Raw genomic sequence first — 15,158 nt, 5'->3', positions numbered from 1 at the left:
CTGGCATTTTAAGCTGAAAGTTATGTAATTATGCCTACCAATTTTGAAACTTGTCGGAATTACCCGAAGGCAAAAGGTTGGAAAAAACACTTTAAAACTCCATTAGGGTAAAAGGATTAACTATTGTTTAAATTTTTACCATTGGTTGTCTCAGTTTGAAAGGGTTGACGCCGGGAAGCTGCTTGTGTCAAAAGCGACTGGGCCCAGGCGATCGCTTCGGCGGCATACTGTCCCCCAGCGAGTTGTGCCAATTCCTGACGGCGTGTCAGAATATCCTCTAAGGCAGACACGCGGACAACGGTGCGAACCGATGGGTCAGCGATTGGTTGTTCGGTGTCAGTTGCAACTAACTCGGTGGCGATCGCTTGTTTATCGACGCGGAAATGACAGTCAGCCATAGCAGCAATCAATGGTTGGTGAGTGACGCATAGAACTTGATGGTGGTAACTGAGTTGGTGGAGTTTTTCAGCGATGGCGGCGGCGACTCGACCGGAAACCCCGACATCGATCTCATCAAAGATTAGGGTTCCCACCTCGTCCACGTGAGAGAAACATGACTTAATCGCGAGTAAAAATCTGCTCATTTCACCCCCCGATGCGGTTTCCGTTAATGGTTTTAACGGTTCGCCTGGGTTGGGGGTAAATAAAAATGTTATGCGATCCCCACCAGAAGCACTAGGTGCGATGGGAGCAATATCGACTTTAAACTGAACTTTTTCCATTGCCAAAGGCTTGAGTGCTTCCACCAAGCGCGCTTCTAATTGAGCCGCAGCAGTTTTTCTTAACTGGGTTAACTTTTGGCAAACTTGTAACAAAACTTGTTGTCGTTCAGTGTAAATCTGCTCTAGAACTTCCAGGGACTGCTCGTTATCTTGGAGTTCTGCCAATTCTGCTTGGATGCGTTGACTGTAGGCGATCGCCTCCGATAGAGTCGGGCCATATTTACGACAAATCTGCTTTAATTCCTGGACGCGCTGCTCTACGGTTTCCAAGCGCTCTTGATCTGCTTCTAAACTTTCTCCGTAAGCGTTTATCTGCCGTCCTGCTTCTTCTATCTGAGCCAAAGCCGTACTCACCATATCCAGGAGCGGTTGCAGGCTGGCGTCGTAGGCTACCATGTCGCTTAAGAGCGCTTCCCCATGACCTAAAAGGTCGGCGGCGGCGTCGGCGTCCCCATCGTTTTGATAAAGCGTCTGATAAACTTTATAGCTTTGCTGTTGCAGTTCGACTACGTGGGAGAGGCGAGAGCGTTCTTGTTGAAGCATCTCTAACTCATCGGGATCGGTCAAAGACGCGCCGCTCAGTTCCCGCACTTGAAATTCGAGTAAATCGATTTGTTGCAGCCGCTGGCGTTCCCCGATGCGCCGCTGTTCCAGGGTAGAAAGCGCCTGTTGACAAGCTTGATTTGCGGCTAATACTTGCCGCCGCACCAACAGCAACTCCTCCCCGCCAAAGTTGTCGAGCCAGTCGCGCTGAGTTGCAGGCTGTCCCAACAGGACAGATTGACCTTGGGCCGTGATTTCCACCAAGCGATCGCGCAACCGTTCGACGATTTGTCTGGTCACCAAAACCCCATTGATGCGCGAGCGACTGCGGAGCGTGCCTTGACGCACCGCCAATTCCCGACAACAGACTAATTCACTTTCATCAATTAAGTCAATTTCCTGCTGCACCAGCCAAGCCGCCAATTCCGGTGAAAGCCGAAAAGTTGCTTCCACTAAAGCTCGTGGGGAACCCGCGCGAATCAATCGACTGGTAACTTTGCCTCCCAAAGCAGCATCGATCGCATCGAGAATAATAGACTTGCCCGCGCCCGTTTCGCCAGTTAAAACATTTAGACCCAATCCAAATGTCAACTCTAGGTGGTCGATCAGGGCAAAGTTTTCGATCCGCAGTCCGAGTAACATGGAGTCAAATTCGCCTTGAGGAAAGATGCATTCCCCTGCGATCCCAGTGGAAACTGGTAAGGGTTACAAATCATAGCCCATGAACGGGCTTCCCTTGCGCCGGACAAGGGGGGCTACCACCCTAAGTTTAGTGTGTGTTTACCCGTTCGCCACCTACTCAAGGCAGAATGCGCTCTGCTACGGTGCAGTCCTTCAATTCCTCATTGTTACAATTATTAACATAGTCACCCCGACTCAGTTTTACCGTCAGCACCCCGCTCTCCCATAGGCGGGGCATCATGCCTCAAATCTTTAGGTAAGGGAAGGTGCTGACCAGCCTAAGTCCCATTAACGGGGAAACGAAGTTATCGGTAAGCGTTTAAGTTCCTACCAGGGGATGCTGCCGCCAGTTCCCTGACGGCAGTCGCTCATGGGGGTTTCCCCCTCTGGCGGCGCTGCCTCCTCTAGAACCTGATAGTTAAACAGTTTTACTCGGGGCAAGACAGTGCTATCAGGATAGTACCGACCGATAACCTTGGCGTTAGGGAAACGGAACGCGCTAGCGTTCGGCTAACTTCACCCCAGAAATGGGTGTTTTGGGGACAACCATCCCCACACAGGGGCAACCATACCCCTCTACCCCGAAAGGGGCGGCATTTAAAAATGCCGTGTCACGTTCATTCACCACTTAAAAGATGGTGGTTTCCACGTTAGAGTGAGTTGTTAAATGAATGTAAAAACGCCTGATTCGATCAACGCTGCAACCTCAGTCGCCGTGGAGGATGCAGCAGTTTATGCGCCGACGATAGGGGTGAGCGAAGACTCTGGGCAGGAACTGGCGCGCTCTGAAGCGGGCGAGTTTGTCGCTTACGCTCCAGAAGCGATCGCCCAATATTACCGCAACCGTCCTCTACAGGTATGGGGTAGATTTTTAGCGATATTATTGCCATTTGTCAAATTTGGCATCAGCCTGTGGAGCGATCGCCGTCAAGGTCGCTTGGCACAAAATGAGCAGCGACGCGCGGTACAATTGCGCGAACTCCTAACTAACCTGGGACCAGCGTACATCAAGGTAGGACAAGCGCTTTCCACGCGCCCAGACTTGGTACCGCCGTTGTATTTAGAAGAGTTAACGCGCCTGCAAGACGCCCTACCGCCGTTTCCCAACGAAGTCGCCTACCAGTTTATTGAAGAAGAACTAGGCGCAACACCGGATGAAATCTACGCCGAACTATCACCCGAACCTTTAGCCGCCGCTTCTTTGGGACAAGTTTACAAAGGCAAGCTCAAAACTGGCGAAACTGTAGCCGTAAAAGTACAACGCCCCGATTTAGCGCAAAAAATTACTCTAGATTTGTATATTGCCCGTCGGCTGGCTGCCTGGGCCCAAAATACCTTTAAAGGGCGGTTAAAAAGCGACCTGGTTGCCATTCTGGATGAATTTGGCAGCCGCATCTTTGAAGAGATGGACTACATCCACGAAGGCAAGAACGCAGAGCGGTTTGAGCGCCTCTACGGCTCGCTCAAGGATATTTATATTCCCAAGATTTACTGGCAATACACCAGGCGGCGCGTCTTGACGATGGAGTGGGTCACCGGGACTAAATTAACCAACCCAGAGGCAATAGAGGCGCAAGGAATCGACGCTCGCTATCTGATTGAAGTGGGGGTGCAGTGTTCGTTACGCCAGTTGCTCGAACACGGCTTTTTCCACGCCGATCCCCATCCAGGTAACCTGCTAGCCAGTCCGGATGGCAAATTAGTGTATCTCGACTTTGGCATGATGAGCGAAGTCAAGCCTTATCAGCGGTATGGCTTGATTGAAGCCGTCGTCCACCTAGTCAACCGGGATTTTGAAGGATTGGCGAAAGATTACGTCAAGCTGGAGTTTTTGACCCCCGATGTTGACCTGACGCCGATTATCCCAGCATTTGCCGCCGTATTTAACGATGCCCTGGGCGCGAGTGTCGCCGAATTGAACTTTAAGAGCATTACGGATCAGCTATCGGCTTTGATGTACGAATATCCGTTCCGAGTGCCTGCCTACTACGCTTTAATTATTCGCTCCTTGGTGACGTTGGAGGGAATCGCAATTCACGTCGATCCGGAATTTAAAGTCCTCAGCAAAGCTTATCCTTATATTTCCAAGCGCTTGTTGACCGATCCCGCGCCCCAATTGCGAGCATCTTTGCAGGATCTGCTGTTTAAAGACGGGCAATTCCGCTGGAATCGCTTGGAAAACTTGTTGCGGAATGCCCGTAACTCTCAAGACTACGATTTGAATAAGGTACTGGATCAGGCGAGCGAGTTTCTGTTTTCCGAACGGGGAGACTTTATTCGCCAGCGCCTGGTAAATGAAATTGTCAACAGCGTAGACTCTCTGACGCGCAATGCCTTCGAGAACCTAAAGTATCGGTTTAGCGAACGGCTGGGTTTAGCCACGGTCAACGAAGCACCTGTAGCAACCGACACACCGCCTACTTGGGAGCATATCAAGCGAATTGGGCAAATCCTGCAAGAAACTCCCGGCTTTGACCCGATGACAGTGTTACCTTTGATACCAAAGTTGTTGGTGAAGCCGGAAACGCAACAATTTGGTCAGCAAGTGGCTAGTGGGTTAGCACAACGAGCGATCGCGCGCTTGATCCGCGAACTGCTGCTAGAAGAAGATCCTGACGCGGCCAACTCATCCCCTATATTAGCCCTACCCCCCACAAGGTGAGCGGGTGAGCGGGTGTGCAGGGGAGATGGGGAGATGGGGAGATGGGGAGATGGGGAGATGGGGAGATGGGGAGAATATAGATTCAAATTCCCCTCTGCACCTGGGCCCACCTGCGCACCTGCCCTATTCTTCCTTATCGTCCTGATCGCGCTGCTCTAGTAAGCGTTGAATTTCTTCCCGACGGGCTTCGAGTTCCAGAGTTTTGCGGGCTAGTTCCTGCTTTTCCAGGGTAACCGATTGTAGCCCTTGTTCAATCCGTTCCTTTTCCTGGGCTAAAAACGCCGGGGTGATACCACTGGTAAGGTAGTCGCTCACCAGGGAGACTACCCATTTTGTGGCATCTTTAACGCTCAAAACCTGGTGGGTTGGAGAAAGATCCACCAACACCAACACGCCATCATTCCAAGCACCTGCCTCTGACGACGGAATTACAGGGGTTTCAGCTATGACGACCCAAGCAGTTTCAAAGTCTTGGCGAGCCAGTAATCGTAGCTGCGGTTCACCGGAAGGTTCCTGCTTTTGTACTTGGGCCAAATGTAGCATTGGTTTATTTGTTACTATCTGACATCAATTGATAATATCCTTGTCGGTTCAACGCAGATCGGTAAAATAGGCAGAATTTGAGTTGCTCCCACCGCGCGATGGGAGTACCGAGAAGCTGGGATCTGAGCAACGGCGGCGTGCAATAGCCATACGCCACGCCACAAATCCCGCAGCAAGTCGAGCCTACCAATGCCAACCTACCGATGCAAACATATAATTCCCCCAAATGGCTAGTCCGCAAACATATCGAGCGATTTTTTGGGCTAGCCCTCGACAATTTTATTCAAATTATGCCGAGGGTGAATCTGTCACAATAGGTTCGATGGCTTTCCCGCGACAGTTTACAGATCGATCCTACCGAGCGCTGCCTTGAGTTTAATCGTCAGTAACTTTTATTACAACAGTTTACTGGCTTACCAACAAAGACAACGGGAACAGCGCTTAGGATATCACTGGTTGACCCTCTGGGATCAACATAGTCAGTTTAAATGGTTGTATTTTTTGGCTAATGCTGCTGCTGCGGCTGGCAGCGATGAAGATATTTACTATAAAACAATATTTTTGTCAATATACTTTTTGGTGTTTGAAAAACCCGGTAACTTCTGCGAAACCGGGTTTCTTATGTTAACAAGCTATTGCTCTGGAGTGAAGGTTACTTGCTTGACAGCCCCAAGTTTTCCTAAAGGTTGCGCTTCCTTTTGATTAACAGAAACCAATACAGCACCCGCATTACCCGATCTTATAGTCAACTGTTTTTCAGCTGAAAAGCTTTGCTGCATTCCCTTGTGTAAAATGCCCTCAAATAAAGTTTTCCCATCTGCGGTTACTCTGACCCAGGATTCATCTTGAATATTTAGAGTGACTTGAATCGGTAAAACCCCCGAAGTGTTAATCGCGGGTGTATCTGTGGTACTCGGTTGAATTGCCAGTTCCGTGGGACTAGCTGTAGGACTCGGTTGAATTGCCAGTTCCGTGGGACTAACTGTGGGACTTTTGGAAATACTTGTGGATGCGATTGGATTTGGGCTAGATGTTACTGGTGACGCAGAGACGGGTTGAGAGATGGGTTGCTGTTTTTGAGCAGCAGATTCTGGCGTGCGTGGTTTATTGAATGCATAAACAAGTGAAACAAGGGCGGCTACCCCTAATATGATGTAGGCCAAATAGGGAGGGATGGTTTTGGCGGGGGGTGGTGCAGCAGGGGTATCGATTTCTGGTGGTTCTGACGGATCTTCAATAATATTAGGCTCAGAAATTTCAAGATCTGCTTTTTTAGCTGTAGAATTTCCTAATATTGCTTGGGCATCAAATTCTACAGGTGGGTAATCGGTAGAAAATGTTTTCGCTAAAGCATTCCCATCCAGTCCTAAAAAATCACCATAGCGACGGATAAATCCTTGAATATATATTGGCTCCGGTAAATCATCTAATTTACCTTCTTCTAGAGCTTTTAACATCCTTAATCGAATACATGTTTTAGCCGCTACTTGTTCTATAGATATAGACTGCTGTTGTCGTAATTTTTGGAGATGCGTTCCGATTTCCCTGAGTTGCTCTTCTTGAGCATTATTTAAAACCGCCACAATATTGCTCCTTTTTTCACACTTTAGTTTTTATTTAACAAAGAAGTTAACATACCATACTGCTTACGTATAGACAAATCGTTAAATAGTTTTTGAGCGGGTGGGGGTTGCCCACCCGACGGATTTTAGCCTAGTTGGTTGAGGCGAGATCGCAATATTTCTGCTTGTTTTTCCACCTCAGCCAAATTATCTCGCGCCCCTTGCACTACTTCAGGTTTGGCGTTTTCCACAAAAGCCTGATTGTTAAGACGCCCTGACAGAGCTTTAATTTCCCCTTCCAGTTTAGTCAGCTTCTTCTGAAGTTTAGCGCGGTACGCTGCCACGTCGATGACCCCGGCGAGGGGAATTAGCACTTGCACCGTACCCACCACGCCAGCAATAGTTTGACCTATTTCAGTTTCTAATGCTGAGGTTATGGTGAGATTATCAACCTTGGCTAAGTCTTGAATATAAGACTGACCTGCCGATAAAATTTGGCGTTCCTTGTCGCTTTCGCTTTGCAAGATTGCCGCTACTTTCACCCCTGGTTTAATATCCGCTTCAGCGCGTAAATTGCGAATTGTTCGGATTGTACCAAACAGCAGTTCAAATTGTGCCTCTAATTCTGGACTAATTAGATCTGTATCTGCTGCGGGATAAGATTGCCTTGCCAAGGTTTGATCCTCCCCGGTTTGAGTCAGAGTGTGCCAAATTTCCTCAGTAATGTGAGGCATGAAGGGATGGAGTAACTTCAAAATCCCTTCCAGCACGTAGGCGAGAGTTTGCTGGGCTACCTTTCTAGATCTAGCAAAAGCATCTTTATGAAGGCGTGATTTGACTAATTCGATGTACCAGTCGCAGAAGTCGCCCCAGATAAATTCGTAAAGACCCTTCGCAGCTTCGCCCAAACCGTAATTTTCGATGTAGTTACAAGTTTGCTGCACTACTTGATGATAGCGCGAGAGAATCCAGCGATCGCACAACTCCAACTCGGAGATCCCCCCAGAGTCCCCCCTTGCCAAGGGGGGATTAAGGGGGGATTGGTCCCCCCTTGCCAAGGGGGGATTAAGCGGGGATCGGTCCCCCCTTGCCAAGGGGGGATTAAGGGGGGATCGAGGTGTTTGTCCGCCCAAATTCATCATCACAAACCGGGACGCATTCCACAGCTTATTCGTAAAATTGCGCGACGCCTCTACCGTCGGCGACTCATGCTTTTCCCGGTCATATTGAAACCGGATATCTTGTCCCGCGCCAGCGACTTCCTTCACCAGGGTGTACCGCAGCGCATCCGTACCGTATTTATCAATCATCAACAGCGGATCGATGCCATTACCTTTAGTTTTAGACATCTTTTCGCCATTTTCATCCAGCACCAACCCGTGGATATAAACATCCTGGAACGGCATTTTATCCGTAAAGTATCCCGCCATCATCGTCATCCGGGCGACCCAGAAAAAGATGATGTCAAACCCAGTCACCAGCGTCGTAGTCGGGTAGTAAAATTCTAAATCCGTTGTTTTTTCAGGCCAACCCAAAGTAGAAAAAGGCCATAACCCCGAAGAAAACCAAGTATCCAGCACATCTGGGTCTTGAATTAACTTGACATTTTCCCCAAATTGTGCTGTTGCTTTTTCTTTGGCTTCAGCTTCAGTGTGTGCCACCACAAACGGCGTCGAGTCGGTAATTTCGCCCTTCGTTTCGCTGACGGCGTACCAGGCGGGAATTTGATGACCCCACCAAAGTTGCCGGGAGATGCACCAATCCTTTAACTTCACCAACCAATCGCGGTAAACCTTAGTCCAGCGGTGGGGGACAAACTGGGGGGAATTTTCCTCATCGAGGCATTTTAAAGCCTTCTGACCCAGGGGGGTAATCTTGACAAACCACTGAGTCGAGAGGAGAGGTTCAACCGGGACCTTACCGCGATCGCTATAAGGCACAGTATGCTTATAGTCCTCAACCTTTACCAAAAACCCATCTTCATCCAACCGCTTGACAACATTTTTCCGTGCCACAAAACGGTCTTGACCTTGGAACGGCCCCGCATTTTCATTCAGCGTGCCGTCCTTATTCATAATATTAATCATCGGCAAACCGTGCCGATTCCCCATCTCAAAATCATTAGGATCGTGCGCTGGCGTCACCTTGACGCACCCCGTCCCAAAACTTGGGTCAACCAACTCATCAGCAATAATGGGAATTTGCCGATGCATAATTGGCAGCATTACAGTCTTGCCAATCAAATGCTGATAGCGGTCATCATTTGGATTCACCGCCACCCCTGTATCGCCCAACATCGTCTCAGGGCGAGTTGTCGCCACCTCCAAATAACCGGAATTATCGGTCAAAGGATAGCGGAAGTGCCATAAATTCCCATCAACTTCCCGATTATCCACCTCCAGATCCGACACCGCCGACTGAGTTGCCGGACACCAATTCACCAAATAATTTCCGCGATAAATTAACCCTGTCTCATAAAGCTGGACAAAAGCTTCCACCACAGCCTTAGACAAGCCCTCATCCATCGTAAAGCGTTCCCGCGACCAATCGACAGATAAGCCCAAACGCCGGATCTGGTTTACAATAGATCCGCCAGAATTTTCCCTCCACTGCCAAGCGCGTTCCAGGAACATCTCCCGCCCCAAGTCATAGCGAGTTTTGCCCTCTTTTTGCAATTGTTGTTCCAACATCACGTGTACCGCAATACTCGCGTGGTCAGTTCCAGGTAACCATAAAGTATTGCGTCCCTTCATCCGGTGGTAGCGGACAAGGATATCCATGATAGTTTGTCCCAAAGCATGTCCCATGTGTAAACTACCCGTGACATTAGGCGGCGGAATCATGAGACAATAGGGTTCGCCCTCCTGCGAGGGTTCAGCCTTAAAGAATTGACGTTCTTCCCAAAACTTTTGCCACTTAGCTTCAGTAGCAAAAGGATCGTATTGACTTGGCAGGGAGGGGATAATGGCAGTCATGGACAAAAGAAATGCTGAATACTTCTTTGATCTTGCCACAGGCAGGGTAACTTAGGCTTTAGGCAAAGGCGTCACGGGTTTAACATCAGCATTAAGGTAGACGAAATAGAGTTCGATGTTGAGATCCGGGTAGACTTCGCGAATAGCCCAATAAGCCCGACTTAAATATTCTGCATGAACTTGCCGCTCTTTTACTGGGTCTTGACTTAAATTAGGGTCAATTTTATCTGCATAAGCAGAACAGTCTTCGTGGTCGAGAATAATCACCTTGCGGATGTGGTGCAATCGATAGGATAAGTCTAATTGATCCCAAAAAGCTTGGGCATCCGCTTGGTGGGGAATTCCGCTTAATGCGAGGGAAGCTCCCGCTAGTGCGGTGAAATCGTATTTATTGGTGAGATTTTGCAAGGATAAAAAGTAGCGTTCTGCTTCTAGGATTTCAAAATCAATGCAGCTGAGGACTAAAGCTTTAGCAATTTTTTCAGCTCTGGCTGGTTTAGGGGCTGATAGCATAGCTAGAGATAGAGATGCGGGGAGGAGTCGCAAGAATTGGCGGCGATGGATACCCGCGCAGGTTGGACAGTGTTTCATGAGATATCAGTAAGAGAGGAAGAGGAAATGAACCGCAGAGGCGCAGAGGAAGCAGAGAGAAGAGAGTTGGGAGAGGAGATGAGTCAGTTGACTTATGCGGTGATTGGGGCGGCGATGGAGGTGCATCGGGTGTTGGGGCCTGGGTTTTTGGAGTCGGTTTATCATAAGTCTTTAAAACAGGAGCTTGAGATGCGTGAGATACCTTGTGAATATAAGAAGACGATACCAGTTAGATATAAAGGTTATCAGGTTGGTGAGTATGAGTTAGATTTTCTCGTTGCTAATGTCCTCATTGTTGAATTGAAAGCAGTCGAAAGGTTAGCCCCTATTCACGATGCCCAAGTCATGTCTTATCTTAAAACGACCAAACTTCCTCTTGGCCTTCTGATCAACTTTAACGTCCCCGTCCTCAAAGAAGGCATCAAGCGCATCATCCTCTCTTCTTAATCCTCTCTTGGCGTTCTGGAGCGTCTTTTGCGGTTCATTTCTTAAATTCCTCTGGATGTCACGAGCGAGCGCATTTTAAAAGCATTTATTTCCTCTATCAGCCACTCCTTCTCCCGCTTTGTCATAAATAAACCAAAACAATACTCTCTCCACTCCCACTTCAGCACGTATATTGTCAAATGTTTTTTATTCAATTGCCAACAAGTACTCTTCAGTTCCATCTGATTAATTTCCTCCCTGCATTTTGTGACATCTTGATAGCACCAACCCAGCAACCATCTCCTTAGCCGGAAATTGTGCAGGTCAATTTCCAGTCTGGTGCGTGATAGAGGGGTGATGATAAAATTTTTCAGCATCCACAGTCCAAACGGTGCATAAACACCGAGCAAAAATATAAAGCTAAGGCTAGACAAAAAGTTATCAAAGAAGTAGTCTAATCAGCCTAATATAAACCAGCCCATCTGCAATAATAATTTATTCCAACCCAAGAAAGTCAACGCGAAAAGTTTGCTGTAATTACTGCGAAATCCCTCTGACGGAATCTCTATAACCAACGAATAATCAGTGTTATTCAAGGCGATCAAACTATCTTTTGGTCGTCGGATGTTGCTTGAATAGCTGGAAAGTTCCTGTTGACCCTGCAATACTGCTAAAGCGGCATTTGCTGATGGAAATCGGTCTTCTATTATGGGTTCAATTGTCTTCTCCAACCAGTCGGCAAACTCGTTGGAAACACTCGCGTGGGAGCGAAAATTAATCTTGAGTTTGCGCTGGGGCAAATCAGCAGGAGATTTCTGAGTTAATAGGAAAAGCAGCGTGGTTCCCAAACCATACAAATCGGTGGATAGTACCGCTTGCCCCCGAAACTGTTCGGGTGCCATGTATCCGTAAGTTCCCACAACGGTACTACCCCCAGTAATGGTGTGGTGATAAACGTCTTGTACCGCGCCAAAATCTACTAGGAATATCCGCCCATTTTCCTGTCGGATAATATTTTGCGGCTTGATATCTCGGTGGATGATGGGTGGGGTGAGTTCTTGCAGGTAAACTACAATTTCTAAGACCTGAATCGCTATATCTTTAACTTCGGCTTCATCAGGATGCCAGCCATTTTCTACCCAAGCAGCGAGGGATTTTCCTGGTGCTAATTGTTGCACTAGGTAGAAACCCCGGTCTTGGTTTGTGTCTACCTGGAAGTACTCTAGGTAATGCGGGATGGCTGGATGATTTAGTTGGGAGAGAATTTTACTTTCTCGTTCAAACAATTCGAGGGTTTTCCAGTCAGCCATCCGCCGCACTGATAAAGCTTTGAGCGCGACTGGTTGATTGTTTTGTAAATCAATCGCTTCATAAGTTATCCCGATGCCACCTTGTCCCAAAATGCTTTCGATGCGATATCTTTGAGCAATAATTTCGCCTGATTGGTGCAAAAGTTCCATAATTTAGTTCTGGGGGCCTCTGTTGTCGTCTATTCTCAAATTTATGTGATAACTCTTTGGAGGTGACTCTTTGCCACCGTGCTTTTTCAGTAGCTCTCTTAAGTTCTTAGATTTGTTCATTCCGGTCCCAAGGTAGTGATATATCCTGTTCATTGGAGTATCGTCTAGATTATTTTTGGCATTGACATCAGCACCTTTAGCAATCAGCAGTTCTGCCACTTCCTTGCTGTTGTTCTCTGCTGCCTTGTGCAACGGAGTATTGCCCTCATTATTTTTGGCATTGACATCTGCACCCTTAGCAATCAGCAGTTCTGCTATATATTTATTGTTTGCTAAGTGCAGCGGAGTGCCGCCCCCATCATTAGCCAAGGCATTGACATCAGCACCCTTAGCTATCAGCAATTCTGCCAGGTTCTTATTGTTGTTGTTTGCTGCCTTGTGCAGCGGAGTACCCATGAAAGATACCAAGGCATTGATATCAGCACCCTTAGCTATCAGCAGTTCTGCTATGTACTTATTGTTTGCTAAGTGCAGTGGAGTATCTCCTGAATCGCTCTTGGCATTAACACTAGCACCCTTGGCAATTAGCAGTTCTACTATTTCCTTTGAGCCTTTCTCTGCTGCCCAGTGCAGTGGAGTGTCGCCCCCAGTTTGTTTAGCGTTAACATCAGCACCCTTGGCAATCAGCCGTTCTATTAATTCTTTGTTGCCATACTTAACAGCACAAGTTAATAATGGGATATTTTCCCCTGAACTGTAGGACTCCCAACGGTCTGATATCTTATAAGCCTGAGCATGAATGTTGCCTCCTTGGTTTAAATAATTCCTTAAAGCATCGGCGTTTTCGCATATCTCTGCTGAGGGTCTAAATCCGAGGTGACTCAGAATAGCCCATTTGAAGGAATTTAGGGTAGTAACTGTAGCAACAATAGCAATTGGCACTGCTACTAAGCTTTTCCACGGTACGGAAGATCTCGTAGCAGTAACCATCGGTTTGCGTTGCAGTACGGCTAAAGCTTCTTTTGCCGATGGGAAGCGATCTTCTACATCTGGATCTAGCATTTTCTCTAGCCAGTCGGCAAACCGATCGGAAATCTGGATGCGGGAACGGAAATCAATTTTCAACCCATCTGTCGGCAAATCAGTGGGGGAACGATGGGTTAGCAAAAACAGCAATGTTGCTCCTAAACCATACAAATCTGTTGCCGGAACCGCTTGGGAGCGAAACTGTTCTGGAGCCATGTAGCCGTAAGTTCCTACTACGGTACTACCCCGCATGAAGGTGTTGTAATAGGTGTTTTGTACTGCACCAAAATCGACTAGGAACAGATCCCCCCAATTCCCCTTATTAAGGGGGCCATGGGGGGATCGCAGAATGATATTTTGTGGCTTGATATCTCGGTGGATGACTGGGGGTTTTAGCTGGTGCAGATAAACTAGAATTTCCAATATTTGAATCGCTATGCGTCCCACTTGCTCTTCATTAGCGTGCCAGCCACTCTGAACCATTGCGGCTAAGGATTTTCCGCTTGCCAGTTGTTGGGCAATATAGAACGAACGGTCAGAGGGTGTGTCTACATGGAAGTATTCTAGGTAACGCGGAATGGCGGGATGATTTAGTTGAGAAAGTATTCGGGCTTCTCGTTCAAATAGCTCGATTTTTTTCCAGTCGGTCATGCGGCGCAGCGATAGTGCTTTGAGTGCGAAAAGGTTCCCGCTTTTTATGTCTTGTACTTGGTATGTCGTCCCGCTTGCGCCTTGCCCTAATATGTCTAGAATGCGATATTTTTCGGCAATAATTTCTCCTGACTGATGCAGCAGTTCCATGCTGGTTTCCTTATTTTGCGCGCTCGCTCGATCCTAACTTACTATAATTCCCAATCTCAGCGTTCGCTTTACTCGTGCCGCAGGCATATCGCTCTCCACCCCTCTCACAATTACTCAAACTCCCGCGACCGCAAATCCGAAACCGCTACCTCCCATCCCCAAAGTATCTCTTCTTTTCTCTTACCTCTGCGCTCTCTGCGTCTTTTGCGGTTCAATTAGGTATTCTTCCGTTATATTAGAGTAATCCCTTACTGCGAAGCAACTTCTCAAACTGAGGAAATCGCCGGATTTTTCGCCCAAATAACAGGATAGCGATCGCTGGAATTGTCGCCAAAACAGTCCCAATAACTCCTGGCCAAATTTGTCCGTAAAGTGGACCATACCCTAACGTGTAAAAAGCGCAACTCAGGACTAAACCAAATGTAAAACTGGTCACACAAAACCACCTGGCATGAAGATTTAAAGCAATAAATGGGAAAAGAATAGCCGGATACCAAGGCATCAGCCAGGGTGTAGCAAACAGCAACAGAACCAGCGTCACCCATCCCATGTCTACCACTAGCTTGCTTTCTGAGTAATTTTTATTCAAGTAAGCTTTCAAAGCCACCCAAGCATAGTAGGCGACATACCCAAGATATGTCAGATATCTAAATCCTGTTAAAATCGACTCTTGCGAAATGACTAAGTTGGGAAAAAGATATTCAACGTATTGGGAATTGAGGATTAATTTCAGCATATCGTGCAACGACCCGCTGACAATATCTCCAACTCCAGGGTTTAACAAGCCTTTCCATGTTTCTAATGAAGGCAAGAGCGAAGATTGCAGTGCCAATACTATCGATGTCGATAAAATAATTGACAATGTTAAACTTTTCCAGCGTTTCTGTTGCACGAGCAAGGCTAAAACTAGAGGCCACCAAATAATTGGTAGTGTTTTAGATAAAATCCCCAGCCAAATTGCTAAAACCCCCACCACATTGCGTTTTTTTATCGCTATTGTGGCAATAATTATTGACGTACATACGAAGACATCAACGTGAGCTTCTGTGACTAATTCAAACAATAGTAGCGGATTTAATAAATAAGCTATCGCCATCCTAACCCGATCCTTATTAAACCGCATTTCCTGCCAAATTAGATAATTATTAAAAAGATGTAATAGCAAG

General features: G+C 47.3%; 11 protein-coding genes. 2 read left to right on the top strand and 9 right to left on the bottom strand.

Features of this window, described 5'->3' with window-relative positions; translation table 11 throughout:
* Positions 1-116: 116 nt before the first annotated feature.
* Positions 117-1,907: a DNA repair protein RecN gene (gene recN / locus ACE1CM_RS41525; RefSeq protein ID WP_374885068.1), complete on the bottom strand. Its 1,791-nt coding sequence runs from the start codon at positions 1,905-1,907 to the stop codon at positions 117-119.
* A gap of 706 nt (positions 1,908-2,613) precedes the next feature.
* Between recN and ACE1CM_RS41520 the strand changes: the two genes are divergently transcribed.
* Positions 2,614-4,608 carry an ABC1 kinase family protein gene (locus tag ACE1CM_RS41520; RefSeq protein WP_374885066.1) on the top strand — a complete coding sequence of 665 codons (1,995 nt, stop codon included), beginning with the start codon at positions 2,614-2,616 and terminating at the stop codon, positions 4,606-4,608.
* 123 nt (positions 4,609-4,731) lie between these two features.
* Here ACE1CM_RS41520 and ACE1CM_RS41515 read toward each other — a convergent pair whose 3' ends face one another.
* The 4 genes from ACE1CM_RS41515 to ACE1CM_RS41500 form a co-directional block, all read right to left on the bottom strand.
* Positions 4,732-5,151: a hypothetical protein gene (locus ACE1CM_RS41515; RefSeq protein ID WP_374885064.1), complete on the bottom strand. Its 420-nt coding sequence runs from the start codon at positions 5,149-5,151 to the stop codon at positions 4,732-4,734.
* 632 nt (positions 5,152-5,783) lie between these two features.
* Complete coding sequence (locus tag ACE1CM_RS41510; RefSeq protein ID WP_374885062.1) at positions 5,784-6,734, bottom strand: RodZ domain-containing protein; 951 nt, start codon at positions 6,732-6,734, stop codon at positions 5,784-5,786.
* Positions 6,735-6,859: 125 nt separating this feature from the next.
* Positions 6,860-9,688 (bottom strand): valine--tRNA ligase, encoded by a 2,829-nt coding sequence (locus ACE1CM_RS41505; protein WP_374885060.1) that lies wholly within the window; start codon positions 9,686-9,688, stop codon positions 6,860-6,862.
* Positions 9,689-9,739: 51 nt separating this feature from the next.
* Positions 9,740-10,279, bottom strand: a complete 540-nt coding sequence (locus ACE1CM_RS41500; RefSeq protein ID WP_374885058.1) for a carbonic anhydrase — start codon at positions 10,277-10,279, stop codon at positions 9,740-9,742.
* Positions 10,280-10,306: 27 nt separating this feature from the next.
* Here ACE1CM_RS41500 and ACE1CM_RS41495 point away from each other — a divergent pair, with 27 nt between their 5' ends.
* Positions 10,307-10,726, top strand: a complete 420-nt coding sequence (locus tag ACE1CM_RS41495) for a GxxExxY protein (protein WP_374885057.1) — start codon at positions 10,307-10,309, stop codon at positions 10,724-10,726.
* A 41-nt stretch (positions 10,727-10,767) separates the two neighbouring features.
* Here ACE1CM_RS41495 and ACE1CM_RS41490 read toward each other — a convergent pair whose 3' ends face one another.
* From ACE1CM_RS41490 to ACE1CM_RS41475, 4 genes are all read right to left on the bottom strand, one after another.
* Positions 10,768-11,139, bottom strand: coding sequence for a hypothetical protein (locus ACE1CM_RS41490; RefSeq protein WP_374885056.1), 372 nt, complete (start codon positions 11,137-11,139; stop codon positions 10,768-10,770).
* A gap of 24 nt (positions 11,140-11,163) precedes the next feature.
* Entirely contained in the window at positions 11,164-12,165 is a 1,002-nt protein-coding gene (locus ACE1CM_RS41485) for a serine/threonine protein kinase (RefSeq protein WP_374885055.1), read from the bottom strand.
* 3 nt (positions 12,166-12,168) lie between these two features.
* Positions 12,169-13,992 (bottom strand): ankyrin repeat domain-containing protein, encoded by a 1,824-nt coding sequence (locus ACE1CM_RS41480; RefSeq protein ID WP_374885053.1) that lies wholly within the window; start codon positions 13,990-13,992, stop codon positions 12,169-12,171.
* 235 nt (positions 13,993-14,227) lie between these two features.
* Positions 14,228-15,088: a hypothetical protein gene (locus tag ACE1CM_RS41475; protein ID WP_374885051.1), complete on the bottom strand. Its 861-nt coding sequence runs from the start codon at positions 15,086-15,088 to the stop codon at positions 14,228-14,230.
* Between the last annotated feature and the right edge of the window lie 70 nt (positions 15,089-15,158).

This window comes from Microseira sp. BLCC-F43 (genome assembly GCF_041929235.1).
Lineage (GTDB): Bacteria > Cyanobacteriota > Cyanobacteriia > Cyanobacteriales > Aerosakkonemataceae > Microseira.
This window is presented reverse-complemented; position numbering and strand designations above follow the sequence as displayed.